The sequence below is a fragment of the Nocardioides marinquilinus genome, from assembly GCF_039543705.1.
GTDB lineage: Bacteria > Actinomycetota > Actinomycetes > Propionibacteriales > Nocardioidaceae > Nocardioides > Nocardioides marinquilinus.
Genome location: NZ_BAABKG010000001.1, coordinates 177,231 through 201,334 on the forward strand (window position 1 = coordinate 177,231; position 24,104 = coordinate 201,334).

Genomic DNA, 24,104 nt, shown 5'->3' on the forward strand with positions numbered 1-24,104 from the left:
GTCTGCCGCAACCCTCGGTCGGGCGCCGCGGCGGTCAGTCGGCGAGGTCGCGCAGGTCGGCGAAGGTGTCGACGTCGCGGTGCTCCTCGTCCTCGGCCGGCACCTCGGTCAGCCGCAGCCCGGCCAGCAGCCGGTGGACGGCGTACCCGTGCTGCCCCTCGTGGTCGGGACGCACCGCCTCGAGCCGCTCGCGGTCGAGCACGAGGGCGAGCTGGCGGCGTCCGTCGGGGCCCACCAGGACCGCGCCGTCCGTGCCGTCCGCGGCCTCCTGCAGCCGGCGCACGGTGCGGGCGGTGACGCGGGGCATGTCGACGGCGAGGACGACGACGGTGCGCGGACGGCGCAGCAGCGCGTCGCAGCCGGTGAGCAGGGCCGCGACCGGCCCGCCGTGCCGCGGGTCCTCGCGCACGAAGGTGACCGGGCGCTCGGTGGGCACCTGGTCGCCGACCACGACGACCTCGCCGGCGTCGAGGACGGCGTCCAGCGCGGTGGCGAGCAGCGTGCGGCCACCGACCTCGACCGTCGCCTTGTCGAACCCGCCCAGCCGGCTCGCCCGCCCGCCGGCGAGGACGACGGCCCCGAACGCCTCGAGTGGCATGCCGCCATGGTGGCAGGCTGGGGGGATGGATGGCTCCGTGCTGCGCGTGACCCTCGTCCAGGAGGCGTCCACGCTCGACCCCGCGGCCAACCGCGCCCGGCTGGCCGAGCTGACCCCGCCGGCGGGCGAGCGCGAGCCGGCCGACCTCGTGGTGTGGCCCGAGGCGTTCGCCCGCGACTTCGGCGAGGCCGGCAGCGACGTGAGCGCGTTCGCGGAGTCGGTGACCGGCCCGTTCGCGAGCGAGGTGGCCCGGGTGGCCGACGCGCACGGCACCACGGTGGTGGCCGGCATGTTCGAGCGCAGCACCGACCCGGCGCGGCCGTTCAACACGCTGGTGGTGCGGGGCGCGGCGTCGGCGTCCTACCGCAAGATCCACCTCTACGACTCCTTCGGCTACCGCGAGTCCGACGCGCTCAGCGCGGGCGAGCCCGGCCCGGTGGTGGTCACCGTCGGCGGGTGGCAGCTGGGCCTGATGACCTGCTACGACCTGCGGTTCCCCGAGCTCGCCCGGCTGCTGGTCGACGCCGGGGCCGAGGTGCTCGTCGTCCCGGCGGCGTGGGTGGCCGGGCCGCGCAAGGTCGACCACTGGCGCACCCTGCTGCGGGCCCGCGCGATCGAGAACACCGTCTACGTCGTGGCCACCGGCCAGCCCGGCCCGCGCTACACCGGCCACTCCACGATCATCGACCCGCTGGGCGACGTGGTCGTCGAGGCCGGGGAGGGTCCGGAGGTGGTCGCGGGCTTGCTGCGACGGGCCGTCCTCGACGAGGCGCGCCGCACCAACCCCTCGCTGCGCAACCGGCGTCTGTAACCTGCCTCGACGTGTTCGCAGCCCTGCGCCGTCGCGTCGACTCCCTCTCCGAGTCGCGCCTGCCGCTGCTCGCCTGGCTGCTGGTCGTGGCTGGCGGCGTCGCGGCGCTGGTCTGCGCGATGGTGCCGGTCGGGCCCGACTGGCTCGGCGGGGCCGGTGCGGTCGCCGTCGCCGGCGCCTACTCGTGGGCGCTGGCCGCCCGCACCGGCGGCCGGCCGGTGGTCTTCGGCGCCCTGGCGGTGCTGATCGGCGTCGCCGTGCTCGTCATCGACGACGACCGGCTGCGCACCGGCGCGTCGGTGATGACCTGCGTCGTCGCGGCCGTGCTGGGGGTGATGGCCACCGTGCCCGCGGCGTCGTACCCGCGGGCGGTGCGCGAGTGCGTGGTGGCGGTGCTGATCGGCGCCGGCGGTGCGCTGGCCACCATCGGCTTCGAGCCGACCATCACCGTGACCCGGTTCGAGTACGCCACCTTCGGGCTCGCGCTGGCGGCCAGCTTCGTCGTGGTCTACCGCCTCGGCGCCGGCCTGCACGGGCTCGGACGCCGCGGGTTCGTCATCGTGGTCGTCGGGGGCCTGCTGCTCGCCGGCACGCTGCTCTACGCCGAGCTGCTGCGGCGCTACGGACCCCCCGACCTCGTCACCGACCTGCTCGACGCGGTGCGGTGGTGCCGCGAGCACCTCGGCGCCTTCCCCCGCCCGATCATCTCGGTGCTCGGCGTCCCGGCGCTCGCGTACGGCGTCCACATGCGGGCGCGGCGGCGGCAGGGCTGGTGGGTGTGCGCGTTCGGTGCGGCGGCCACCTCGGCGGTCGCCAACTCGCTGGTCAACCCGGCCATCGAGCGCACCGAGAGCGCGCTGTCGGTGCTCTACGGCCTCGTCGTCGGGCTGGTGCTGGGCTACGTCGTCGTCCGGCTCGACCAGCTGCTCACCGGCTCCCGGGCCTCCGGCGGCCGCGCCCGCGGACGACGCAGCCGTCGCGACGAGCAGGCCGCGGCGCTGCGCCCCGAGCCGGCACGCGGCCAGGCGCTGCTCTGAGGCCCGCGGCGCGACGCGCGTTCGTCGCTACCGCGGGGTAGCGGCTAGCGTGCCGGGCATGCCGCGCGCCCAGACCGTCGAGATCCTCGCCGAGATGGTGGCGAACGTGCTCGAGGTCGCCGTCGAGCCCGGCACGGCCGTCGCGGTCGGCGACGAGGTCGCGCTGCTGGAGTCGATGAAGATGGAGATCCCCGTCATCTCCGAGCACGCCGGCACCGTCACCGCCGTCAAGGTGGCCCCCGGCGACGTCGTCCAGGAGGGCGACGTCCTGGTCGTCCTCGCCTGACCCTTCTCGGCCGGCTCCTGACCTTCTCGGCCGAAGCCTCGGCTGAGAACGTCAGGAGTCACCGGTGATCCGGTGACTCCTGCCGCAGCAGAGGGGGCGGGATTCGAACCCGCGGCTGACATCTCTGCCAGCGACCGCTTTCAAGGCGGTTCCGATCGGCCACTCCGGCACCCCTCCGAGCCCGCGGCGGCGTGCCGCCGGCGGACCCCGGGAGTCTAGTGCGGCGTGCGGAGGGGGCCGGGGGCGTGCACCATGGCCGGGTGGACGACGGCGACGGCTTCGAGGCGTTCGTCGCCGTCGAGACGCCGCGGCTGCTGCGCGTCGCCTACGGCCTCACGGGCAACCCCCACGACGCGTGGGACCTCGTGCAGGAGTCGCTCGTGCGGGTCGGCGTCCGCTGGCGCCGGCTGCACGACCAGAACCCCGGCGGCTACGCGCAGACCGTGCTCGTGCGCCTGGACGTCGACCGCCACCGCCGGCGGCGCCGCGAGACGCCGTCCGACCGCGCCGTCGTCGCCGACCGCCCCGTCGAGCTCGACGCGCCGATCGACCCCGCCCTCGTGGCCGCGCTCGCCGTGCTGCCGGCCCGGCAGCGGGCCGCCGTCGTCCTGCGCACCGTCGAGGACCTCGACCACGCCGCCATCGCCGAGCGGCTGGGCTGCTCGGCGCCCACCGCTCGCACCCACCTGCGGCGAGGCCTGGCGCGGCTGCGCGACCTGCTCGCCGCGGCCGACACCGACGCCGAGGAGGAGGTGCGCCCCCGTGCCTGACCACGACGACGACCTCGAGCGCCTGCTGGGCGAGCGGGTGCGCGCCGCCACCGCCACGGTGCGGCCCCGCGCCGACGCACCCGCCGTCGTCCGCGCCGAGGTCGGCCGACGCCACCGGCGCCGCCGACTCGCCGCGGGAGCCGCGGCCGCCGCGGTGGCGGTCGCCGTCGCCGTGCCGGTGACCGTGGTGGCGCTGCGTGCGGACGACCGCGACGGGACGGCGCCGTCCGACCGGGCCTCCGACCCGCCGCCGGTCGACGCCCGCCGTCCGGCCGCCTTCTTCGCCGAGGTGCTCGGCGGACGGGCCTACCCGGTCGACGTCAGCTACCGGGCCACGCCCCGCCAACGGGTGCACCTGAGCCTGCGGTGGTGGCCGGACGGCGCCGACGCGCCCCCGCGGATCGGCGGCGTCGCGGTCGAGCGCTACCGGGGCGACGCGACGTCGGCGTGCGAGGCGCTCGGCGGCTCCTGCCGCGGCCTGGACGACGGCGGCGTCGGCCGGGTCGACGAGACGGCCGCCGGCGACGCGGTCCTCGACCCGGTCGCCCGGGTCGCGCCGGTGGCCGACGTGCGCGGCGCCGACCCCGATGCCCCCGTGCTCGCCGCGACCGTGCTGCGTCCCGACGGCTGGGCGGTCACGCTCACCGTCTGCGGCTGCACCCCGGGCGGGGAGCGGGTCGACCCGGGCGTCACCACCGACGCGCTGCTCGCCGCCGCGGCCGACGACGGCTGGGTGCCGCGGCCCGGGGCGCCGTCCGACTGAGCCCGCGTGTCAACGCCGGAGCCGTCGTCCCCGTTGTGAGGGCATGCGCGTCCGCTCTCTCGTCCCGCTGCCCCTCCTGCTGTCGGCCGTCGCCGCCCTCCCGGCCGCGCCGGCGACGGCCGAGGTCACCTGCCAGGGGCGGCCGGCCACGATCGTCGGCGACCCCGCCGAGCCGACCGTCGGCACGCCCGGCCCCGACGTCATCGTCAGCAACGGCAGCAAGGTGGTCGACGCCCGCGGTGGCGCCGACCGCGTCTGCCTGACCACCGGCACCTACTACCGGCTCTCGGCCGGGGCGGGCGACGACACCGTCACGATGGACGCCGCCGGCTACAGCGACGCCGAGATCGACCTCGGCACGGGCGACGACACCCTCACCAGCGGTGCGGGCGCGGACGTCGTCGACGGCGGGGGCGGCGACGACACGGTCGTGACCGGCGGCGGCCCCGACGAGGTGACCGTCGGCGCGCGCACCGGCCCGCCCGACACCGCCGTGGTCGACACCGGCGACGGCGACGACCGCGTCACGCTGCAGCCGGGCGGGCTCGACGCCGCCGGCTCGATGGTCGCCGGCCCGGGCGACGACGAGCTGCGGCTCATGCACACGCGGCTGGACGACGGCCCGACCGTGCTCGACATCGATGTGCCCCACCGGCGCATCACGCGGGCCGGCGAGGTGCAGCTCGACGGCTGGGCGGGGTTCGAGGCCTACCGCACCGACGACCGGCCCTTCCACGCGGTCGGCGGGCTCGCGCTGACCTTCACCGGCTCGGTCGTCTCCGAGCGCCTCGAGACGAGCGCCTCCGACGTCGACGTCGACGCTCGCGGCGGCGACGACGAGCTGGCCCTCACGCTCGCCCAGGGCACGACGGGTGCGCTGGTCGGCGCGAGCGGCCGCGACCGGGTCGTCGTCCTCGAGGGCGGACGCCGCGCGCCGGCGATGTCGCTCGACCTGTCCCGCGGGCGCCTGGCCCGCCTGCAGGACGCGCGGGCCGTCGTCAGGCTCTACGGCATCGAGGACGCCGCGGTGCGCCGCGGCGGCAGCGTGCTGGTCGGCGACCGCCGGGCCAACCGGCTGCAGAGCCTGTGCGGCACCGTGCGCGGGCTCGGCGGGGCTGACGTCGTCCGGCAGGGCACCGTCGTCGAGGAGGCGACGCGTCCGCTGTTCTTCCGCCCGACGTCCTGCCCGGACGGCGACCGCTTCCGCGCGGACGGCGGCGCCGGCGACGACCGGCTCTACGGCTCCTACTCGCCCGACGTGCTGCTCGGCGGGCCCGGCCGCGACCTCGCCGAGGGCCGCGCCGGCCGTGACCGCTGCGAGGCCGAGCGGCGCGCCACCTGCGAGGCGTGAGGCCGGGGCGTCATACGTGTGGGTCGCCCGAGCCGCCGGCTCGTATGACGCCCCGCTCGACCGGGGACGTCATCCGCAACGGCCGCTGGGGGCACCGACCCGTATGACGCCCCGGCGGGCTCAGCGAAAGTCGATGAGCAGGGTGCCGGTGTCCTCGAGGCCGGCGGCCACGCGGGGCAGCCGGTCGGCGGAGTCGTCGAGCTCGCGCTCCATCGCCACGGTGGGCTCGGGCTCGGGGACCGGCTCGGGCTCGGGCTCCGGCTGCCTGCGCGGCGCGACCTCGGCACGGAAGCACTGCGCCGCGTAGGGCAGCTGCATGCCGTCCATGCCGCGGCCGTAGTCGTCGTAGAGCGCCAGCAGCTCGGCGAGGCGCTCGTCGCGGGCCTCGTCGTCGAGCACGGCGAGGTTGGAGCGCGAGCGGGCGAGGTCCTGGATGGAGCGGCGGTCGACGGTCTGCCAGTGCGCGAACGCGGCGGTGTCGACGTCGAGGAACTCCTCGCTGGCCTCGAGGGCGGGCGTGGAGTCGGTGTTGTCCTGGCTGCCGATGATGCGGCCCAGCTTGCGCACCCACGGGATGCGCTCGTCGCGCTGGTTCCACACCAGCGCCAGGTGGCCGCCCGGCCGCAGCACGCGCGCGATCTCGGGCAGCGCGACGGCGTGGTCGAACCAGTGGAAGCACTGCGCGCCGACGACGACGTCGACCGACGCGTCGGCGGCGGGGATCTGCTCCGCGCCCGCGGCCGAGGCGCGGACGCCGGGCAGCCGGCGCCGCAGCACGGCCAGCATCGCCTCGTCGGGCTCGGTGGCGTGGACGTCGTGCCCGAGCGCCACGAGCCGCTCGGTGAGCTTGCCGGTGCCGGCGCCGAGCTCGAGCACGGTGGCCGGCTGCTCGCCCACGAGCCAGCGCACGGCGTCGTCGGGGTAGGTCGGCCGCCCCCGGTCGTAGGCCTCGGCCACGCCGCCGAAGCTGCGGGCGCGGCGCTCGTGCTCGCTCATCGTGGCCGATGCTACGGCTCCGCGCGGACGCCGGGTGGGCGCCGCGCGGCCAGTGACAGGCCCTAGCCTCGTCGCGTGCCAGACGCCGACCCGCTCGCCCGGCTCGTCGACCTCGAGGGCGTGCCCTCGGCCTTCGCCGCCACCCGCGACGGCATCGACGCGTTGCTGCGCGACCGCGGCCTGCGGCGCACGACGCCCGAGACGACGGCGGAGTCGCTGCTGCGTGGCGCGCACGCCAGCGCGGTGCTCGAGGGGTCGTCGTCCGGGCTCGACGAGGTGCGGGCGGGGGAGGGCGACGAGATCGCCGCGGACGCCGTCCGGGTCTCCACCGGCCTGCTCGCGCTGGTGCCGACCCTGGGCCGGGCGCCGCTGCAGGTGCTGGCCCGGCTGCACGCGCTGGCGTCGTCCGGCTCGCTGCCGGCCGACCGCGTCGGCCGCCCCCGGGACGCCGAGTCGGCGGCCCGGCTGCGCGACGTCGCCGCGGTGCTGGCCGCCCCGTCGACGCCGTCGGCCGGCAGCGCGGGCACCGCGGCGCCGGCGCTGCTGGTGGCGGCCGTCGTCCACGGCGAGCTGGCGACGGCGGCGCCGTTCCCCTCGCACAACGGGCTGGTGGCCCGGGCCGTCGAGCGGCTGGTGCTGGTGGCGCGCGGCGTCGACGCGAAGTCGCTCGTCGTCCCCGAGGCGGGCCACCTGGCGCTGCGGCCGCAGTACGAGTCGAACCTGCGCGCCTACGCCACCGGCGGACCGGCCGGCATGCACGCCTGGCTGATCTACGCCGCCGAGGCGTTCGCGGCCGGGGCCGAGGCGAGCCCGCTGCGGTCCTGAGCCGACCGCTCGGCCGGGCCCGGACGTGCAGGTGGCACCCGAGTCAGTGAAGTCTCGGGTGCCACCGCTGACACGTGGGTCGCTGGCTACCAGGCGTGCAACTCTGCTTGCTGCCCCGGAGATGTTCCGATGACAGGCGCCCTGTCGGAAGGGTGGTTCGCCGCGTGGGTACCCGACTCACGTGTTGCTCTGGAGTTGTGATGTTGCTCACTCCATTGGTACGCCGGTCGCCCTCGGGGTTCAAGGGTTGACTTTCCGACCCGCCCCGGAGGCGGGCGTGTCCGAGCCCGCGCTCAGAGCAGCCGCTCGCGCACCTCGCGCCCGCTCGGCGGCGACGACAGGCCGAGCTCGCCCGGCGCGAGCGGCACGCCGTCCGGGGTGCGGGCCGTCAGGTCGATCACGACGAGGTCGGCGCGGCGTCCGAGCGGTCCGTCGAGGCCCCGGCGCACCGCGCGCAGCACCTCGAGGAAGGTCGCGCTGTCGGGCACGTCGACGCGGCCGGTGACGGCGCCCGACCCGTTGCGCTGGTGGTTGTAGGCCAGGTCGTGGCCCTCGACGCCCGGCAGCGCGGCCACCGCGTCGGCGACCGCCCGCGCGACCGCCGGCTCGGGCGGACGACGTCCGAGCAGGTCGAGGAGGCCCACGGTGACGCCTCCTGGTGCGGGTCGGGGGTCGCTACTGGCCGCGGCTGACCGGCACGTCGACGGCGGTCGAGTGGCCGGTCGAGCTGAAGAACGGCGCGAGCGAGGCCTGGTAGTCGCGCAGGATACGACCGGCCTCGGTGTCGGAACCGAGCGCCGCGGCCACCGAGTCGCGGTAGGCGACGTGCGAGTGGTTGGTGACCGGGTCGAACAGCCCGCCCGGGCTGCCGAGGGTGACGGTCTGCACGGGGGTGTTGGGGTTGGTGCCGCCGGCGTCGATGCCGCCGAGGTCGAGGCGCGGCACGATGTCGGCGCCGTGCTGCACCTGCAGCGCCGAGACGCCGGGCGCCAGTTGCATGTGGTCGATCGGTGCGCCGTAGGTGAGCACGTTGGTGACGCCGAACCGCTCGACGAACGCCGGGTCGGAAGCCAGCTGGCCGGCGATGATGCCGCCCTGGCTGTGGCCCACCATCAGCACCTGCGAGCCGGGCAGGATGCCGGCCGCCTCCATCGCGCGGGTCACCGACTCGGCGGCCGCGGTCGGGTTGCCGGCCACGAGGTTGAGGTTGGCCGACAGGTCGCGCGGCATCGAGCCGGCGTCGGGGCCCCACCGCTCGGTGCCCGGCACCGAGACGACGTACGTCGGCCGCCCGCTGCCGTTGTCGACCTGCGTGATGCGCACGTCGCCGTTGCTGCCCGGACCCTCGCCGACCTGGTAGCTGTCGGTGACGCTCTGCATGAGGCTCGGCAGGTCGGTGGGCTGGCGCAGCGGCGGCTGGAACTGGCCGTCGCCGCCCGGCGGGACGGCGACCGGCGTCCCGGCGAGGCCCGGGCCCTCGGCGAACCAGCGCTCGTCCTTGCCCGTCACCGCGTTGACGACCGTGCCGACCGCCGAGCCGCCGGTGAGCAGCGCGCTCGCGGCGATCTCGGCCACCGAGTGGTCCTCGCGGCCCGTGACGACGTCGGCCAGCTTGCCGACGAAGTCGCCCGCGTGGCCCAGGGTGCGCTTCGCGCCGTCGAGGACGGCGCCGATGCGCTCCCCGATCCTGCCGAGGAACCCCAGGGGACCGCCGCCGCCCGCAACCGTCGGGAAAGCCGCGGGGGCGGCGGTCGTCTGTGGGGTCCCGGTCACGACCGTACCCGCTGCGGCGCCCGTGCCCGAGGCGGCGTCCTGCGCCTGCGCCTCCTGGCGGATGAGTGTCGCGATGGCCGCGAGGTGCGCCACGGTGCTGTCGAGGGCGGGGCGCTCGCTGTTGCCCCAGGTCTCGAAGGTGCGCTCGGCGTCGGTGCCCTGCCAGTCGAAGGACCGCAGGACGCCGTCCAGGCGCGTGGCGAGCGCGGCGATCTGCTGGGAGCCCTGGTCGAGCTCGCTGCTGGCGGCCAGGCCGGCCGCGGTGTCCATCCCGAGAGTGGTCATCGTGCTGTCCTCACGAGGCCTTGCGGTCGAAGCGGTGCAACAGGGCCTCGAGGGCGGCGGTCACGTCCCACACGAGCAGGTCGGCGACCGCGCCCTCGGCGGCCGGGCGGACGACGGTGGAGCCGTCGGGCTGCGGCGTCACCGACCACAGCTCGTCGTCGGTGGCCAGCCACGAGCGCACGGTGACGCTCTCGTCGACGACCGTGGTGACGGCGACGAACGCCCGGCACTGCTCGACGAAGTCGGGACCGGGCTCGCGCGGCTCGGGCAGCAGCCGGCCCGCCGGGTCGGCCTGCACGTGCGGCAGCAGCGGCAGCAGCTCGCGCACCACCGGCCACAGCCGGGCGGTCGGGAACGCGGTGACGACGCCGTCCTCGACGGCCACGGACTCCTCGCCGGCGATCGCGACGTCGACGCGGCGGGTGGTCTCGCCGACGGTCGTCACGAGCCGCACCGCGATCGCGGGCTCCTGCTCCATGGCGGGCACGCTACGAGCGGGCGAGGGGTCGTCGGCAGGTGGAAGGTTCCGGCTTCCGGCTACCCGGTCGCCGACACCAGGCCGATCTCGGTGCCGGGGCTGACGAGCGTGCCGGGGGCGGGGTTGGTGGTGACGGCGGTGGCTGCCGTGCGCTCCGGGACCCCGACGAGGCCGGCGGCGGCGAGGATCTCCTCCGCCTCGGCGGCGCTCGCCCTCGCTCGCAGCGGCGGCACCGCCACGAGGCCGTCGGGGATCGGCGCCAGGCTGGCAATGATCTGATCAATCACGGCGCGGTCGTCGACGGAGACGACGACCTGCACGCCTGCGTCGACCACCGTCAGTGTCGTCCTGAAGCTGACGACGCAGAAGGCGTTGGTGGGACAGCTCCAGTCTTGCTCGATGACCTCGAACCCGCCCCGCTCGACTGCCGTGCCGCGCGGCGTGGTGGTGGCCCGGGTCAGCTCGACCGATTCGCTCTCGCAGTTGTCGATCCCGGACGGCACGAAACCGACCTGCCCGGCCGCGCACACCTCGGGCACCCAGTCGCGGGGGACGGCGACCGACACCCCGCCGAGGGCGATCCGGTTCTCCACCTCCACGACGCTCCCGTTGGGAACGACCGTGCCCGGCGCGGGAACGAGCGTGATTGGGGGTCCGACGTACATCGCTCCGCACACCTGCTGGTCGAGCCCCGCTCGACCGAGGACGAGGCCGGCGCCGAACACGGCCTTGCACACACGCGCGAACTCCCCCGGCACCGGCACGGCCGGCACGGCCGTGCTGCCCTCGGGCATCGGCCGCAGGGTCGCCACGATCCGCTCCGCCAGGTCGACCGCTGCCTCACCGCTGGCGGTCACCACGAGCTCGACGCCCCGATCGGGAACGGCGATCGTCGTGCGGTGCTCCGGGGCGCAAAGCGCCGCAGGAGCGTCCGGGGTGTCGTCGCACGTCCGGTCGTAGCGCACCACCTCGAGCCCGTTGAGCGGCTCGGTCTGCAAGGCCATGTCGCCGAACACGACTGGCCGCAGCAGGACGACGTCCGTGCAGCCGGTGCCGCCGCTGGACGTGCCGAGCACCGGCCCGTAGGCGAGCGTCCCGGACCCGCACGACCGGGGTCGCCAGTCGGCCGGCAAGTAGACCATGACGCCGTCCAGCCCGACGAGCCGCCAGCCGTCGGGCACCGACGCATCCGTCGTGGCGGAAGACGACGGCGGCTCGACCACCGGTCCGGGGCGGCCGACGACCGACAAACCCACCACCACCGCGACCACCGCCACCGCGGCGGCCAGCCCCGCCCGCACGCCGGCACGCCGGCGACGCACCGACCGGCCGCGGACGACCAGGTCCGTGACGGGGGGCGGGCCGGGGGGCAGCAGCGGCTCGAGGGCGTCGTCCAGCCGGGCCAGCACGTCTCGGTCGGTCATCGGTCCACCTCGGTCTCGTCGAGAGCGCCGGCCAGGCGGCCGAGCGCGGTCGAGAGGCGGCTCTTGACGGTGCCGCGCGGCACGCCGAGCAGGTCGGCGGTCTCGCGCTCGCTCAGCCCGACGTAGTGGCGCAGCACCACCACCTCGCGCTGGGCGGCGGTGAGCCCGGCGAGGGCGCGGCGGGCGGCGTCGGCGTCGTCCACGCGGCCGGTGTCGTCGTCCAGCACCTGCTCGGGCAGGTCGGCGGCGGGGCGCTCGCCCCACCACCGGCGCCGCCGGCTCTCGCGGAACGCGTTCAGCAGCACCCGCCCGGCGTAGGCGTCGCGGCTCTCGGCCCGCACCACCTTCGGCCAGGCGACGTAGCAGCGCAGCAGGGTCGTCTGCACCAGGTCCTCCGCCTCGGTGGGCGAGCAGCCGAGGACGATCGCGGCACGCAGCAGCGGCCGCCAGCGGGCGGCGGCGAAGCCGGTGTAGTCGTCGTCCACGGCACTCCTCTCACCTGCCTAGATGAGGTGGCGCGCCGATCCGTTCGGTGTCAGGCGCGGCGCTTGCGGGCGTTGGCCCACAGCACGCCGCCCATCGCCACCGCCCCGCTCACCGCGAGCGCAGCGAGTGCCGGCTTCGCCGGCGGCAACGGCACCCGCGCCTTGAGCGCCACCGGCTTGGTGAAGACCAGCACCGGCCAGCCCCGGGCGGCGGCGGCCCGGCGCAGCTCCTTGTCGGGGTTGACCGCGTGCGGGAAGCCCACCGCCTCGAGCATGGGCACGTCGGTGACCGAGTCGCTGTAGCCGTAGCAGCGCTCGAGGTCGTAGCCGCGCGAGTCGGCCAGCTCGCGGATCGCGCGCGCCTTCTCCTCGCCGTAGGCGTAGTAGTCGATCTCACCGGTGTAGTGCCCGTCGACCACCTGCAGCCGTGACGCGACGACGTGGTCGGCGCCGAGCAGCTCGCCGATCGGCTCGACCACCTCGGTGCCCGACGCCGAGACGATCACGACGTCGCGTCCGGCCAGCGCGTGCTGGGCGATCAGGTTGACCGCCTCGTCGTAGACGATCGGGTCGACCACGTGGTGCAGCGTCTCGGCGACGATCTCGCGCACGGTGGCGACGTCCCAGCCGGCGACGAGCTGCGACATGAACTGGCGCAGCTTCTCCATCTGGTCGTGGTCGGCGCCGCCGACGAGGTAGACGAACTGGGCGTAGGCCGAGCGCAGCACCGCGCGGCGCGAGATCAGCCCGCCCGCCTGGAACGGCTTGCTGAACGCGAGCGTGCTCGACTTCGCGATGATCGTCTTGTCGAGGTCGAAGAACGCTGCCGACCGGCCCACGCTGGCCACGACGTCATGGTCGCACGCGGGGCGGCGTCGGCGCCCGGACGACGTCCACCCCGCCCGCGCGAGCCCCGGAATGTCCCGCAACCGTCCACAGGCAGGGCTCGCGACGCGGTTCTCCACAGGACGACGTCCGCCCGGCATGCGGCGTCGGTGGTCGCGGCAAGCGTCCTGGCCATGACGACACCGACACCCACGTCCCCGCCCTCCCCGTCCGACCCGTCCGACCCGTCCCGTTCCGGCGCCGCGCCGCTGGTGGTCACCGCCGACGAGACGCTGCGCGACGAGCTGCTGCGGCTGGCCGCGGCCGCCGGCGTGGTGCCCGAGGTCGTGGCCGACCCCGCCGCCGCGCTCCGACCGTGGTCGCGGGCGCCGGTGGTGCTCGTCGGCGGCGACCTGACGCCCGCCCTGGCCGAGCTGGCGCCAGACCGGCGCGACGGCGTCCACGTGGTGGCGTGGGGTCCGGTCGACAGCTCGCTGTTCCGCGCCGGGCTGGGCGTCGGCGCCGAGAACGTCGCCGAGCTGCCGCGCTCGGAGGGCTGGGTGGTCGAGACGCTCACCGACGTCGGCGAGGCCGCGCGGGGGCGCGGGCTGGTGGTCGGCGTGGTCGGCGGCAGCGGCGGGGCGGGCGCGACGACGCTCGCCTGCGCCCTCGGCCAGACCGCCGCGCGCCACGGCGAGACGCTCGTCGTCGACTGCGACCCGCTCGGCCCCGGCCTCGACCGGGTGCTCGGTCTCGACGCCACCCACGGCTTCCGGTGGGACGCGCTGTGCGAGACCACCGGCCGGCTCAGCGCCCGGGCGTTGCGCGAGGCGCTGCCGCGGCGCGGTGCCCTGGGCGTGCTCACCTGGTACGCCGGCTCCAGCGCCACCCTGCAGGCCTTCGCGGTGCGCGAGGCGCTGTCGGCGGCGCGACGCGGCCACGACGCCGTCGTCGTCGACCTGCCGCGCGTGGTCGACCCGCTCGTCGACGAGGTGGCCGCCCGCTGCGACGCGCTGCTCGTGGTGGTGACGCCGAGCGTCGCCGGAGTCGCCTCCGCCGCCCGGCTGCGGGCCCGGTTCGAGGGCCGGGCCGCGCCGACGGTCGTGGTGCGCGGTCGTGGGCTCGACGAGCGCGACGTCGGCCGGGCGGTCGGTGCGCCGGTGGTCGCGACCCTGCCCGACCAGCGCGGGCTCGACGAGTCGATCGACCTCGGCCTGGGCCCGCTGCGCACCCACCGCTCGCCCCTGTCCCGCGGCTGCGAGGCGCTGCTCGAGCACCTCGTCGGCGCCCGGGCCGGAGGGCGCGCGGCGTGAGCGCCCCGGCCGGGCTGGTCGACGCCGTCCGCGAGCACCTCGCGCGCAGCCCCGGCGACCTGACGCCGCACCGCGTCGCCGAGGCGCTGCGGGCCACGGGCCGACCGGTCGGCGACGCCACCGTGCTCGCCGTCCACGAGGCGCTGCGCCGCGACGTCGTCGGCGCCGGGCCGCTCGAGCCGCTGCTGCGGCTGCCCGGCGTCACCGACGTGCTGGTCAACGGGTCGGGCGAGGTCTACCTCGACCGCGGCTCCGGCCTCGAGCGCAGCGAGGTGGCCTTCGCCGACGACGATGCCGTGCGGCGCCTCGCGCAGCGGCTCGCGTCGCTGGGCGGACGCCGCCTCGACGACGCCACCCCGTTCGTCGACCTGCGCCTGGCCGACGGCACCCGGTTCCACGCCGTGCTGTCACCGGTCGCGCGGCCGGGCACCGTCATCTCGCTGCGGGTGCCGCGCCGCGGCGGGTTCACGCTGGCCGAGCTGACGGCGTCCGGCACGGTCGCCCCCGAGGTGGCCGCGCTGCTCGACCGGGTGGTCGCCGAGCGCCTCGCGTTCCTGGTCAGCGGCGGCACCGGCACCGGCAAGACGACCCTGCTGGCCGCCCTGCTGGCCCGCGTGCCGCCCGGCGAGCGCGTGGTCGTGGTCGAGGACGCCACCGAGCTGCGGCCCGAGCACCCGCACGTCGTGGGGCTCGAGGCGCGGCCGCCCAACCTCGAGGGGGCGGGCGCCGTCGAGCTGCGCACCCTCGTGCGGCAGGCGCTGCGCATGCGGCCCGACCGGCTCGTCGTCGGCGAGGTGCGCGGCGGCGAGGTGGTCGAGCTGCTCGCCGCGCTCAACACCGGTCACGAGGGCGGGTGCGGCACGCTGCACGCCAACTCCGCGCGCGACGTCCCCGCGCGGGTCGAGGCGCTGGCCCTCGCGGCCGGCCTCGGGCGCGAGGCGGCGCACAGCCAGCTGGCCTCGGCGGTCGACGTCGTCGTGCACCTCGCGCGCTCCCGCGACGGCGTGCGCCGGGTCGCGCAGGTCGCGGTGCCGGTCCGCGGCGCCGACGGCCTGGTCGGCACCGAGCTCGCGGTCGAGGTCGACCCCGCCGGCGGCCTGCGCGAGGGGCCGGCCCTCGGCGCGCTGCTCGACCGGCTCGGCGGGGTGGGCTGATGGGCGCCGTCGCGGTGGCGGCCGCCGTCCTGGCCGCGGTGCTGCTGGTGCCGCCGGCGAGGGTGCTCGCGGCGCCTGACGGCTCGACGCGACCGGTGCCGGTGCGTCCGGTGCTGCTGGTGGGCGGAGCGGCGGTCGCGCTCTCGGTCCTGCTCGGACGACCGCGCCTCGCCGTCCTCGCGGGCCTGCTGGCGCTGACCGCGGTGGCCGCCGTCCGGCTGGTGCGGGCGCGGCAGACCCGCCGCGCGGCCGAGCGGACGGCGTCCCGCGTGCTCGAGCTGTGCGAGTCGCTCTCGGCCGAGCTGCAGGCCGGTCAGCCGCCCGGCCTGGCCCTCGAGCGCAGCGCCGAGGACTGGCCGACGCTGGCGCGGGTGGCCGAGGCGTTCCGGGTGGGCGCCGACGTGCCCGACGCCTGGCGCGCCGCCGCGACCGAGCCCGGTGCCCGCGACCTGAGGGTCGTGGCCGCGGCCTGGCAGGTCGCCCACCGCACCGGCGAGGGCCTGGCCGACACTCTCGACCACGTCGCGCGCGACCTGCGGGCCGCCGCGCAGACCAGGCGGGTCGTCACCGGCGAGCTCGCCTCGGCCCGGGCCACCGCCAAGCTCGTGGCGGCGCTGCCGCTGCTGGCGCTCGCCATGGGCTCCGGCGCCGGCGGCGACCCGTGGGGCTTCCTGCTCGGCCACCCGGTCGGGCTGGCCTGCCTCGGCCTCGGGCTCGCCTTCGCCCTGGCCGGGCTGGCGTGGATCGAGGCCATCGCGCGCGGGGTGGACGCCCCGTGACCGGGCTGGTCGTGCTCGCGGTCGTGGCCGCCGCCGGAGCCGCGGCGCTGCTGGTGCGGCCCGGGCCGACGTCGCTGCAGCCGGCCCGGGCGCCGTCCGCCGTGGACGACGGCGTGCCCGACGTCGGCTGGCTGAGGCGTCACCGGCTCGTGTGGTCGCTGCTGGCCGGCGTCGGCGCGCTGACCGTGGTGGGCGGCGCCGGTGGCGCCGTGGCCGCCCCCGTGGCCGCGGTCGGCGTGTGGCTCGTCGCCGGCCGCGCCGAGACGCCGGAGGTGCGCCGCCGGCGGGAAGAGGTGCGCCGCGACCTGCCGGCCGTCGTGACGCTGGTGGCCGCGGCGCTGCGGGCGGGCGCGCCGCCGGGGGAGGCCGTCGTCCTGGTCGCCCGGGCGCTGCCCGGCCCGGCTGCCGACCGGCTGGGGCCCGTGGCCGCGCGCCTGAGCCTCGGCGTCGCGGCCGCCGTTGTGTGGGACGAGCTGGCCCGGGACCCCGAGCTGGGGCCGCTCGGCCGCACCATGGCCCGCGCCAGCACCACGGGCGCGCCGGTGCTCGTCGCCGTCGAGCGGCTCGCCGACGACCTCGCCCGCTCGGCCCGCGGCGAGGTCGAGGACCGCGCCCGCGCCGTCGGCGTCAAGGCCGCCGTGCCGCTCGGCCTCTGCCTGCTTCCCTCGTTCGTCCTGATCGGCATCGTGCCGCTGGTGGCCGGCCTGCTCGGCTCACTGTCGATCTGAGCGGTCCTCGCGGCGCGCTTCGACGAGGTGACGGGTCGAGTGCGCGACGAACGGACCCTCCCGGCGGATCCGCTCGTCGAGCTCACGCAGGCGGTCGCGGTAGGCGTCGACCGAGAAGCCCGGCACCCACCAGACGCACTTGCGCAGCAGCCAGACGACGGCGCCCACGTCGTGCAGCTGCATGCGGCAGCGGGCCGTGTCGAGCCGGACGACGGTCAGGCCGGCCGCCGCGGCCTGCGCCGCCTCGACGTCGGGGTCCCGTGCCCGGCGCTCCTCGGGCAGCGGGCCGAGGAAGTGCTCGATCAGCTCGAACGCCGACGCCGGACCGACGTGCTGAGCGAGGTACCGACCCCCCGGCGCGAGCACGCGCCGGATCTCGGCCCAGGGCGGGCTCACCGGGTGGCGGGCCGTCACGAGCTCGAAGGAGGCGTCGGCGAAGGGCAGTGGCGCACCCGGCCGAGCCTCGTGGACCTCCACGCCGCGCGGTCCCAGCAGCGCCCGCGCCCGATCGGCGTTCGGCGGCCAGCCCTCGGTGACACACATCCGGCGGGGCAGCACCGGCGCCTCGGCGACCACCTCCCCACCCCCGGTGTCGAGGTCGAGCGCGGACGACGCGCGCCCCAGCCGCTCGGCGAGCAGCCGCGCGTAGCCCCACGGCGGCCGTTCCTCCGTGGCACGACCGTCGAGCCAGTCGAAGCCCCAGCCGGCGACGTCGGCCGCCTCGGCCTCGGCGACCAGCACGTCGAAGTCCCGCACGGGTTCGATCCTGCCCGAGCCGAGCCGCCGTCCGTCTGCGTGCACGGCGGAGACGCCCCTGCGAGACAGCGGAAATGTCCACGAACCGTCCACAGGCCGCTCCCGCGTCCCGGTTCTCCACAGCTCCTCGGCCACGGCTGCGAGGTGGCGGTGCGGCCGAGCACAGTTCCCCGCCTGGGCCGCACCGGGCGGCCCCGACGAGAGGAGCGCAGATGCGCACACGACTCCCCGCACGACGCCCCGCACGGCGGGTCGCCGACGACCGCGGCATCACCACCGCCGAGTACGCCGTGGGCACCGCCGCCGGCGCCGGGCTGGCCGGCCTGCTCTACACGCTGCTCACCGGCGGCTTCGGCGACCGGCTGCTCAAGACGCTGTTCGACCACGTGCTCGGCCTGCTCGGCATCGGGTGAGTCGGCGATGAGTGGTCGCCGCGCGGTCCGGCGGTGCCGGCGGGTTCGGAGCGATCGGGGTGCGGTGACGGCCGAGCTGGCCCTGGCGCTGCCGTTGCTGGTCGCCCTCACCATCGGGCTGGTCTGGCTGCTCTCGGTCGGCGCCGCGCAGGTGCGCGCCGTCGACGCGGCCCGTGAGACCGCCCGGGCCGTGGCGCGCGGCGACGACGTCGGCGCCGCCGTGGCGGCGGGGGAGCGGGTGGTGCCCGAGGGCGGGTCGGTGAGCGTGACGTCGTCCGGCGGCCGGGTGCGCGCCGAGGCGGTGGCGCAGGTCGACGGCCCCGGTGGGCTGTTCGGCTTCCTGCCGTCGGTCACGGTGCGCGCCGACGCCGAGGCGCTGGCCGAGGAGGAGCCGTGAGCCGGTCCCGCCGCACCGACCGCGGGTCGGCGTCCGTCACGGTGCTGGCGCTGGCCGGCGTGCTGCTCCTGCTCGGCGCAGCGCTCGGGGTGGTGGCCGCGATGGTCGTGGCGCACCGCACCGCGCAGTCCGCCGCCGACCTGGCTGCGCTGGCCGGAGCCCGCACCCTCGCCGACGGCGGCGACCCCTGCGCCGCCGCCGGCGCCGTCGCCACCGCCAACGACGCCGCCCTCACCGCCTGCGCCGTCGACGGGCGCGACGTGCGCGTGCAGGTGCTGGTCACCGGCCCCCGCTGGCTCGGCCAGGAGGGCGACCTCGCCGCGGACGCCCGCGCCGGCCCGGTGGCCCCGGCGGCCGGCTAGGAGGCGGGCGCCTCGGCGAGCAGGGCATCGAGCAGCGCGACGGCGCCCGGCTTGTCGAGCGGGTCGTTGCCGTTGCCGCACTTGGGCGACTGCACGCACGAGGGGCAGCCGTGCTCGCACTCGCACGAGGCGACGGTGGCGCGGGTGGCGGTGAGCCACTCGTGCGCCGCGCGGTAGCCGCGCTCGGCGAAGCCGGCACCGCCGGGCTGGCCGTCGTGCACGAAGACGGTGAGCAGACCCGTGTCGGGATGACGCCGCGTCGAGACGCCGCCGATGTCCCAGCGGTCGCAGGTGGCCACCAGCGGCAGCAGCCCGATCGAGCAGTGCTCGGCGGCGTGCGCGGCGCCGGGCAGGTCGGCCTCCTCGACGCCGGTGGCGGCCAGGACGTCGTCCGGCACCGTCCACCAGACCGCGGCGGTCGTGAGCTCGCGGGCGGGCAGGTCGAGGGCCTCCTGGCCGAGCACCTCGCCGCCGGGCTGGCGCCGCCGCAGGAACGAGGTGACCTGGGTGGTGACGGTGACGTCGCCCAGCACCAGGCGGCAGCGGCCCCACGTGCGGCTCTCGCGCTCGCCGACCACGCGGATGTCGGTGACGTCGCGGGCGGTGGTGGTGTAGCCCGGGTCGGCCCGCGTCATGGTCGCGACCCGCTCCTCGAGGTCGAGCTCGTCGACCAGCCACGTCTCACCGCGGTGCAGGTAGACGGCGCCGGGGTGGGCGTTCGCGTCGGCGCGCCCGCCGTCGACGGTGCCGACGACCCGGCCCGTGCCGGCCTCGACCAGCGAGACCGGTGAGCCGCCCGCGCTGCGGATGTCGGTGAGGTCGGCGGCGCGGCGCCGGTCGGTCCAGAACCAGCCCGTCGGGCGGCGGCGCAGCAGCCCGCGGCCGACCAGCGCGTCGGCCACCTCGGCGGCCCGCGGACCGAAGGTCGGCAGGTCGGCCGCGGTCAACGGCTGCTCCTGCGCGGCGGCGCACAGGTGGGGCCCGAGCACGTGCGGGTTGTCGGGGTCGAAGACCTGCGCCTCGACCGGCCGGCCGAGCAGGGCGTCGGGGTGGTGCACCAGGTAGGTGTCGAGCGGGTCGTCGCGCGCCACGAGGACGCCGAGGGCGTCGCCGGCCCCCCGGCCCGCCCGCCCCACCTGCTGCCAGAACGCCGCCCGCGTGCCCGGGAACCCGGAGACCAGCACGGCGTCGAGCCCGCTGACGTCGATGCCCAGCTCGAGGGCGTTGGTGGCCGCGAGCCCCAGCAGCTCACCCCCGCGCAGCGCCGCCTCGAGCGCGCGCCGCTCTTCGGGCAGGTAGCCGCTGCGGTAGGCCGCCACCCGCCGCGGCAGCGACGGGTCGACCTCGGCGAGCAGGCTCGCCGCGGAGAGCGCCACCTGCTCGACACCCCGGCGCGAGCGCACGAAGGCCAGCGTGGCGACGTCGCTCGAGACCAGGTCGGCCAGCAGGTCGGCGGTCTCGCTCACCGCGCTGCGCCGCACCGGCGCACCGTTCTCGCCCGCGTGGGTCGTCAGCGGCGGCTCCCACAGCGCCAGGCTCAGCTCGCCGCGGGGTGAGCCGTCGTCGGTCACCGCCTCGACGTCGAGCCCGGTGAGCCGGGACGCCGTCAGCGCCGGCTCGGCCGTCGTGGCCGAGGCCAGCACGAAGGTGGGCGAGGCGCCGTACATCGCGCAGACCCGGCGCAGCCGGCGCAGCACGTGCGCGACGTGCGCGCCGAAGACCCCGCGGTAGTGGTGGCACTCGTCGACCACCACGAACCGCAGCGAGCCGAGGAACGCCGCCCACCGCTGGTGCCCCGGGAGGATCGAGCGGTGCAGCATGTCGGGGTTGGTGAGCAGGTACTCGGCGTGCGCCCGCGCCCAGTCGCGCTCGTCGCGGCTGCTGTCGCCGTCGCACGTCGTCACCCGCGCCGGCAGCCCCAGCTCGAGCAGGCCGGCGAGCTGGTCGTGGGCCAGCGCCTTGGTGGGCGCGAGGTAGAGCGTGGCGGCGCCCTGGCGGCCCCGCCGTCCGCGGTCGCGTCGCGCGCCCAGCGCCGCCGAGAGCGCCGGCAGCTGGTAGGCCAGCGACTTGCCCGACGCCGTCGCCGTCGCCAGGACGACGTGCCGCCCGGCCCACGCCGCCTCGGCCGCCGCGGCCTGGTGCGACCACGGGCGGGCCACGCCGCGCCGCTCGGCGAACGCCGTCACGACCGCGGGGTCGCTCCACACCGGCCACGCCGCGTGGGCGGCGGCGCGCGGGGCCCGGGTCTCGCGGTGCACCAGCCGTCCGTCGCGGCCCGGCACCGCGGCCAGCCGGTCGAGCGCCGCGCCCGCCCGGCTCGCCCCCGCGCGGGGCTCGGACGACGTCGTGGTCACGGACGTCGATGCTGGCACAGCCCGCCGACAGCCCCGCCCTGCCGCCGCCCTGCCGCCGCCCTGCCACCGCCACCTGGCAGCAGCCCCACGACCGCGCGGACGGGGCCCGACGACGTCCACCCTTTACTTCTGTGTGCGCCTTGTGGACCAGCATGGTTTGATTAGCCCGGCCGAGTCTCGGCGCACCTGCGCCCGGGCCCGAATCGAACGCCCGCAGTGCATGGGAGAAGACGTGGACCTGAGTCTCGAGACGCGTGACGTCGAAGGGCGCACGATCGTCGCGGTCGGCGGTGAGATCGACGTCTACACGGCGCCGAAGCTGCGCGACAAGATCACCGAGCTGGTCGCCGCGGGCACCTACCACATCGTCATCGACATGGAGGCCGTCGAGTTCCTCGACTCCACCGGCCTCGGCGTCCTGGTCGGCGGCCTGAAGAAGGTCCGCGCCCACGACGGCTCGCTCCAGCTGATCTGCAACCAGGACCGGCTGCTCAAGATCTTCCGCATCACCGGCCTGGCCAAGGTCTTCGTCATCCACGGCTCGGCCGAGGCCGCGCTCGCCGACGCCTGACCCGCGCCCGACCCGACCGGACGACGTCCGCCCGCTCCGGCAGCGCCCGGCCCGGGGCGGCTCACCCGGACGCACGGCCAGCCAGTGCGCATGACACCGGGGGGTCGTGCGTAAACTCCCGCCCGTTCCACACCATGAGGCGGGTCACAGGGCCCGGCTGACGCACGTCTGAATCCGCAGGAGGACAGCATGGCCGGGATCCATCCCGCAGCCGTCGAGGTCACCGGCGGCAACCTCGTCCTGGTAGTGCTCGTGGCCCTGATCGCGCTCGGCGCGCTCGCGATGGGCTACAAGTTCCGCCAGGAAGTGCTTGCCGCGCCCGAGGGCACCGACAACATGAAGAACATCGCGCAGGCCGTGCAGGAGGGCGCGGACGCCTACCTGCAGCGACAGTTCCGCACGCTGGCGATCTTCGCCGGCATCGCGTTCTTCGCGCTGCTCGCCCTGCCCGCCGACGACACCGTCGTGCGCATCTTCCGCTCGGTGTTCTTCCTTGTCGGCGCGGGCTTCTCCGCCGCCGTCGGCTACTTCGGCATGTCGCTGGCCGTGCGCGCCAACCTGCGCGTGGCCGCCGCCGCCAACACCGTGGGCCGCGAGCCGGCCATGAACATCGGCCTGCGCACCGGCGCCACCGTCGGCATGCTCACCGTCGGCCTGGGCCTGCTCGGCGCCAGCCTCGTCGTCATCCTCTTCCAGGACGACGCCCCCGACGTGCTCGAGGGCTTCGGCTTCGGCGCCGCCCTGCTCGCCATGTTCATGCGCGTGGGCGGCGGCATCTTCACCAAGGCGGCCGACGTCGGCGCCGATCTGGTCGGCAAGGTCGAGAACAACATCCCCGAGGACGACCCGCGCAACGCCGCCACCATCGCCGACAACGTGGGCGACAACGTGGGCGACTGCGCGGGCATGGCCGCCGACCTGTTCGAGTCCTACGCGGTGACCCTGGTCGCCGCGCTGATCCTCGGCTCGCAGGCCTTCGGCGACAAGGGCCTGGTCTTCCCGCTGCTCATCCCCGCCATCGGCGCGCTCACCGCGGTCGCCGGCGTCTACCTGACCAAGCCGCAGGCCGGCGTCAACGGCCTCACCACGATCAACCGGGCCTTCTACGCCTCGGCCGGCATCGCGGCGCTCGCCTCGATCATCCTGTCGTTCGTCTACCTGCCCACCAGCTTCGACGACTTCGACGTCGCGGGCAGCGCCCTCGACCTGATCTCCCGCGAGGCGCCCGACGGCAACCCGGCGCTGATCGCCGCCATCGCGGTCGTCATCGGCATCGTGCTCGCGGCCGCCATCCTGGCGCTCACGGGCTACTTCACCGGCACCGAGTACCGCCCGGTCAAGGACGTCGGCAAGTCCTCGCTCACCGGCGCGGCCACCGTCATCCTCTCCGGCCTCTCGGTCGGCTTCGAGTCGGCGGTCTACACCACGATCGTGCTCGGCGGCGCCGTCTTCGGTGCCTTCCTGCTGGGCACCGGCTCGCTGTCGATCTCGCTGTTCGCGGTCGCGCTCGCCGGCTGCGGCCTGCTGACCACCGTCGGCTCCATCGTCGCGATGGACACCTTCGGTCCGGTCTCCGACAACGCCCAGGGCGTCGCGGAGATGTCGGGCGACGTCAGCCCCGAGGGCGCGCAGATCCTCACCGACCTCGACGCCGTCGGCAACACCACCAAGGCCATCACCAAGGGCATCGCGATCGCGACCGCCGTCCTCGCGGCCACCGCGCTGTTCGGCTCCTACGCGACCACCGTGCTGGAGGAGCTCGACAACTCCGATCCCACGCTGCTGCTCAGCCTGTTCGTCTTCGACCCGTCGGTGCTCGTCGGTGTGCTGCTCGGCTCGGCCGTGGTGTTCCTGTTCTCCGGCCTGGCCATCAACGCGGTCGCCCGCGCGGCCGGCGCCGTGGTCTACGAGGTGCGCCGCCAGTTCCGCGAGATCCCCGGCATCATGGAGGGCACCGGTCGCCCCGAGTACGGCCGCGTGGTCGACATCGTCACCCGCGACTCGCTGCGCGAGCTGGTCACGCCCGGCGTCCTCGCCGTCTTGGCGCCTGTGGCCGTCGGCTTCGGCCTCGGCTTCTCGGCGCTGGCCGGCTTCCTCGCCGGTGCCATCGGCACCGGCACGCTGATGGCGGTGTTCCTGGCCAACTCCGGTGGTGCCTGGGACAACGCCAAGAAGCTCGTCGAGGACGGCGCCCACGGCGGCAAGGGCTCCGAGGCCCACGCCGCGACCGTCATCGGCGACACCGTCGGCGACCCGTTCAAGGACACCGCCGGCCCGGCCATCAACCCGCTGATCAAGGTGATGAACCTGGTCTCGCTGCTGATCGCCGGTGCGGTCGTCTCGCTCGGCGCCGGTGACGGTGGCGACGACGTCGTCCGCATCCTCATCGCGCTGGTCGCCACGGCGATCATCGCGGGCGTGGTCTACATGTCGAAGCAGCGTGAGACCACGATCGGCGACGACTCGGCCGCCCCGCCCCCGCCGCCCCCGGCCGCGGGTGGCCCCGGCCCGATGACGGCGCCGACCGCCTGACCCCGCGCTGACCCGTCAGACATGTCCGACGGGTCACC

At 76.3% G+C, this 24,104-nt stretch carries 26 protein-coding genes and 1 tRNA gene; 16 read left to right on the forward strand and 11 right to left on the reverse strand.

Annotated features, from left to right (window positions below):
• Window positions 1-34: 34 nt before the first annotated feature.
• Window positions 35-598, reverse strand: a complete 564-nt coding sequence (mobA, locus tag ABEA04_RS00880) for a molybdenum cofactor guanylyltransferase (RefSeq protein WP_345453396.1) — start codon at window positions 596-598, stop codon at window positions 35-37.
• Window positions 599-623: 25 nt separating this feature from the next.
• Here mobA and ABEA04_RS00885 point away from each other — a divergent pair, with 25 nt between their 5' ends.
• The 3 genes from ABEA04_RS00885 to ABEA04_RS00895 are packed head-to-tail and all read left to right on the forward strand — an operon-like array spanning window position 624 to window position 2,732.
• Window positions 624-1,409 carry a carbon-nitrogen hydrolase family protein gene (locus tag ABEA04_RS00885; protein ID WP_345453399.1) on the forward strand — a complete coding sequence of 262 codons (786 nt, stop codon included), beginning with the start codon at window positions 624-626 and terminating at the stop codon, window positions 1,407-1,409.
• 11 nt (window positions 1,410-1,420) lie between these two features.
• Window positions 1,421-2,446, forward strand: coding sequence for a hypothetical protein (locus ABEA04_RS00890; RefSeq protein ID WP_345453402.1), 1,026 nt, complete (start codon window positions 1,421-1,423; stop codon window positions 2,444-2,446).
• Between the two features lie 58 nt (window positions 2,447-2,504).
• Window positions 2,505-2,732: a biotin/lipoyl-binding carrier protein gene (locus ABEA04_RS00895; RefSeq protein WP_345453405.1), complete on the forward strand. Its 228-nt coding sequence runs from the start codon at window positions 2,505-2,507 to the stop codon at window positions 2,730-2,732.
• 88 nt (window positions 2,733-2,820) lie between these two features.
• Here ABEA04_RS00895 and ABEA04_RS00900 read toward each other — a convergent pair.
• A tRNA-Ser gene (locus tag ABEA04_RS00900) sits at window positions 2,821-2,909 on the reverse strand.
• Between the two features lie 83 nt (window positions 2,910-2,992).
• Here ABEA04_RS00900 and ABEA04_RS00905 point away from each other — a divergent pair.
• The 3 genes from ABEA04_RS00905 to ABEA04_RS00915 are packed head-to-tail and all read left to right on the forward strand — an operon-like array spanning window position 2,993 to window position 5,616.
• Window positions 2,993-3,502 (forward strand): sigma-70 family RNA polymerase sigma factor, encoded by a 510-nt coding sequence (locus ABEA04_RS00905; RefSeq protein WP_345453408.1) that lies wholly within the window; start codon window positions 2,993-2,995, stop codon window positions 3,500-3,502.
• Window positions 3,495-4,265, forward strand: a complete 771-nt coding sequence (locus ABEA04_RS00910) for a hypothetical protein (protein WP_345453411.1) — start codon at window positions 3,495-3,497, stop codon at window positions 4,263-4,265. The genes ABEA04_RS00905 and ABEA04_RS00910 overlap by 8 nt, the downstream gene beginning before the upstream one ends.
• 43 nt (window positions 4,266-4,308) lie before the next feature.
• Window positions 4,309-5,616 (forward strand): hypothetical protein, encoded by a 1,308-nt coding sequence (locus tag ABEA04_RS00915; RefSeq protein ID WP_345453414.1) that lies wholly within the window; start codon window positions 4,309-4,311, stop codon window positions 5,614-5,616.
• Between the two features lie 120 nt (window positions 5,617-5,736).
• Here ABEA04_RS00915 and ABEA04_RS00920 read toward each other — a convergent pair whose 3' ends face one another.
• The gene (locus ABEA04_RS00920; RefSeq protein WP_345453416.1) at window positions 5,737-6,612 is read right to left on the reverse strand and encodes a class I SAM-dependent methyltransferase; all 876 of its coding nucleotides are present in this window, start codon (window positions 6,610-6,612) and stop codon (window positions 5,737-5,739) included.
• A 75-nt stretch (window positions 6,613-6,687) separates the two neighbouring features.
• On the opposite strand from ABEA04_RS00920, the gene ABEA04_RS00925 reads away from it, so the two are divergent.
• Complete coding sequence (locus ABEA04_RS00925; protein WP_345453419.1) at window positions 6,688-7,437, forward strand: Fic family protein; 750 nt, start codon at window positions 6,688-6,690, stop codon at window positions 7,435-7,437.
• 293 nt (window positions 7,438-7,730) lie between these two features.
• On the opposite strand, the gene ABEA04_RS00930 is transcribed toward ABEA04_RS00925, so the two are convergent.
• From ABEA04_RS00930 to ABEA04_RS00955, 6 genes are all read right to left on the reverse strand, one after another.
• Entirely contained in the window at window positions 7,731-8,081 is a 351-nt protein-coding gene (locus tag ABEA04_RS00930) for a hypothetical protein (protein ID WP_345453422.1), read from the reverse strand.
• Window positions 8,082-8,112: 31 nt separating this feature from the next.
• Window positions 8,113-9,495, reverse strand: coding sequence for an alpha/beta hydrolase family protein (locus ABEA04_RS00935; protein WP_345453425.1), 1,383 nt, complete (start codon window positions 9,493-9,495; stop codon window positions 8,113-8,115).
• A gap of 10 nt (window positions 9,496-9,505) precedes the next feature.
• The gene (locus tag ABEA04_RS00940) at window positions 9,506-9,973 is read right to left on the reverse strand and encodes a hypothetical protein (RefSeq protein WP_345453426.1); all 468 of its coding nucleotides are present in this window, start codon (window positions 9,971-9,973) and stop codon (window positions 9,506-9,508) included.
• Between the two features lie 59 nt (window positions 9,974-10,032).
• The gene (locus ABEA04_RS00945) at window positions 10,033-11,274 is read right to left on the reverse strand and encodes a PASTA domain-containing protein (RefSeq protein ID WP_345453427.1); all 1,242 of its coding nucleotides are present in this window, start codon (window positions 11,272-11,274) and stop codon (window positions 10,033-10,035) included.
• Between the two features lie 119 nt (window positions 11,275-11,393).
• Window positions 11,394-11,882 (reverse strand): SigE family RNA polymerase sigma factor, encoded by a 489-nt coding sequence (locus ABEA04_RS00950; protein ID WP_345453430.1) that lies wholly within the window; start codon window positions 11,880-11,882, stop codon window positions 11,394-11,396.
• A gap of 50 nt (window positions 11,883-11,932) precedes the next feature.
• Window positions 11,933-12,721 (reverse strand): HAD family hydrolase, encoded by a 789-nt coding sequence (locus tag ABEA04_RS00955; RefSeq protein WP_345455597.1) that lies wholly within the window; start codon window positions 12,719-12,721, stop codon window positions 11,933-11,935.
• A gap of 180 nt (window positions 12,722-12,901) precedes the next feature.
• Here ABEA04_RS00955 and ssd point away from each other — a divergent pair, with 180 nt between their 5' ends.
• Genes ssd through ABEA04_RS00975 form a run of 4 tightly spaced genes read left to right on the forward strand, consistent with a single transcriptional unit; the run spans window position 12,902 to window position 16,681 of the window.
• Window positions 12,902-14,020: a septum site-determining protein Ssd gene (ssd, locus tag ABEA04_RS00960; RefSeq protein ID WP_345453432.1), complete on the forward strand. Its 1,119-nt coding sequence runs from the start codon at window positions 12,902-12,904 to the stop codon at window positions 14,018-14,020.
• Complete coding sequence (locus tag ABEA04_RS00965; RefSeq protein WP_345453435.1) at window positions 14,017-15,174, forward strand: TadA family conjugal transfer-associated ATPase; 1,158 nt, start codon at window positions 14,017-14,019, stop codon at window positions 15,172-15,174. The genes ssd and ABEA04_RS00965 overlap by 4 nt, the downstream gene beginning before the upstream one ends.
• Window positions 15,174-15,953: a type II secretion system F family protein gene (locus ABEA04_RS00970; protein ID WP_345453438.1), complete on the forward strand. Its 780-nt coding sequence runs from the start codon at window positions 15,174-15,176 to the stop codon at window positions 15,951-15,953. The genes ABEA04_RS00965 and ABEA04_RS00970 overlap by 1 nt, the downstream gene beginning before the upstream one ends.
• The gene (locus tag ABEA04_RS00975) at window positions 15,950-16,681 is read left to right on the forward strand and encodes a type II secretion system F family protein (protein ID WP_345453441.1); all 732 of its coding nucleotides are present in this window, start codon (window positions 15,950-15,952) and stop codon (window positions 16,679-16,681) included. The genes ABEA04_RS00970 and ABEA04_RS00975 overlap by 4 nt, the downstream gene beginning before the upstream one ends.
• Here ABEA04_RS00975 and ABEA04_RS00980 read toward each other — a convergent pair.
• A complete protein-coding gene (locus ABEA04_RS00980) occupies window positions 16,667-17,437 on the reverse strand; it encodes a methyltransferase domain-containing protein (protein WP_345453444.1) in 771 nt (256 codons plus the stop codon). The two genes, ABEA04_RS00975 and ABEA04_RS00980, sit on opposite strands and share 15 nt — an antisense overlap.
• Before the next feature lie 212 nt (window positions 17,438-17,649).
• Here ABEA04_RS00980 and ABEA04_RS00985 point away from each other — a divergent pair, with 212 nt between their 5' ends.
• The 3 genes from ABEA04_RS00985 to ABEA04_RS00995 all read left to right on the forward strand — a co-directional run bounded on the left by ABEA04_RS00985 (window position 17,650) and on the right by ABEA04_RS00995 (window position 18,609).
• A complete protein-coding gene (locus ABEA04_RS00985; RefSeq protein WP_345453447.1) occupies window positions 17,650-17,850 on the forward strand; it encodes a DUF4244 domain-containing protein in 201 nt (66 codons plus the stop codon).
• A 64-nt stretch (window positions 17,851-17,914) separates the two neighbouring features.
• The gene (locus ABEA04_RS00990) at window positions 17,915-18,247 is read left to right on the forward strand and encodes a TadE family type IV pilus minor pilin (RefSeq protein ID WP_345453450.1); all 333 of its coding nucleotides are present in this window, start codon (window positions 17,915-17,917) and stop codon (window positions 18,245-18,247) included.
• Window positions 18,244-18,609, forward strand: a complete 366-nt coding sequence (locus ABEA04_RS00995; RefSeq protein ID WP_345453453.1) for an Rv3654c family TadE-like protein — start codon at window positions 18,244-18,246, stop codon at window positions 18,607-18,609. Before ABEA04_RS00990 ends, ABEA04_RS00995 begins: the two co-directional genes overlap by 4 nt.
• Here ABEA04_RS00995 and ABEA04_RS01000 read toward each other — a convergent pair.
• Window positions 18,606-20,963, reverse strand: a complete 2,358-nt coding sequence (locus tag ABEA04_RS01000) for a DEAD/DEAH box helicase (RefSeq protein WP_345453456.1) — start codon at window positions 20,961-20,963, stop codon at window positions 18,606-18,608. The two genes, ABEA04_RS00995 and ABEA04_RS01000, sit on opposite strands and share 4 nt — an antisense overlap.
• Window positions 20,964-21,195: 232 nt before the next feature.
• On the opposite strand from ABEA04_RS01000, the gene ABEA04_RS01005 reads away from it, so the two are divergent.
• Together ABEA04_RS01005 and ABEA04_RS01010 are read left to right on the forward strand one after the other, a co-directional pair.
• Complete coding sequence (locus ABEA04_RS01005) at window positions 21,196-21,534, forward strand: anti-sigma factor antagonist (RefSeq protein ID WP_345453459.1); 339 nt, start codon at window positions 21,196-21,198, stop codon at window positions 21,532-21,534.
• Between the two features lie 189 nt (window positions 21,535-21,723).
• On the forward strand, window positions 21,724-24,066 hold the full coding sequence (locus ABEA04_RS01010) for a sodium-translocating pyrophosphatase (RefSeq protein ID WP_345453462.1): 2,343 nt from the start codon (window positions 21,724-21,726) through the stop codon (window positions 24,064-24,066).
• The last annotated feature ends 38 nt before the right edge of the window (window positions 24,067-24,104 follow it).

What these genes read in the sequence shown, in the direction of transcription:
- mobA (WP_345453396.1), bottom strand. Translation starts at nt 598, where the DNA reads ATGCCACTCGAGGCGTTCGGGGCCGTCGTCCTCGCCGGCGGGCGGGCG.
- ABEA04_RS00885 (WP_345453399.1), top strand. Translation starts at nt 624, where the DNA reads ATGGATGGCTCCGTGCTGCGCGTGACCCTCGTCCAGGAGGCGTCCACG.
- ABEA04_RS00895 (WP_345453405.1), top strand. Translation starts at nt 2,505, where the DNA reads ATGCCGCGCGCCCAGACCGTCGAGATCCTCGCCGAGATGGTGGCGAAC.
- ABEA04_RS00915 (WP_345453414.1), top strand. Translation starts at nt 4,309, where the DNA reads ATGCGCGTCCGCTCTCTCGTCCCGCTGCCCCTCCTGCTGTCGGCCGTC.
- ABEA04_RS00920 (WP_345453416.1), bottom strand. Translation starts at nt 6,612, where the DNA reads ATGAGCGAGCACGAGCGCCGCGCCCGCAGCTTCGGCGGCGTGGCCGAG.
- ABEA04_RS00935 (WP_345453425.1), bottom strand. Translation starts at nt 9,495, where the DNA reads ATGACCACTCTCGGGATGGACACCGCGGCCGGCCTGGCCGCCAGCAGC.
- ABEA04_RS00940 (WP_345453426.1), bottom strand. Translation starts at nt 9,973, where the DNA reads ATGGAGCAGGAGCCCGCGATCGCGGTGCGGCTCGTGACGACCGTCGGC.
- ssd (WP_345453432.1), top strand. Translation starts at nt 12,902, where the DNA reads ATGACGACACCGACACCCACGTCCCCGCCCTCCCCGTCCGACCCGTCC.
- ABEA04_RS00970 (WP_345453438.1), top strand. Translation starts at nt 15,174, where the DNA reads ATGGGCGCCGTCGCGGTGGCGGCCGCCGTCCTGGCCGCGGTGCTGCTG.
- ABEA04_RS00985 (WP_345453447.1), top strand. Translation starts at nt 17,650, where the DNA reads ATGCGCACACGACTCCCCGCACGACGCCCCGCACGGCGGGTCGCCGAC.
- ABEA04_RS01010 (WP_345453462.1), top strand. Translation starts at nt 21,724, where the DNA reads ATGGCCGGGATCCATCCCGCAGCCGTCGAGGTCACCGGCGGCAACCTC.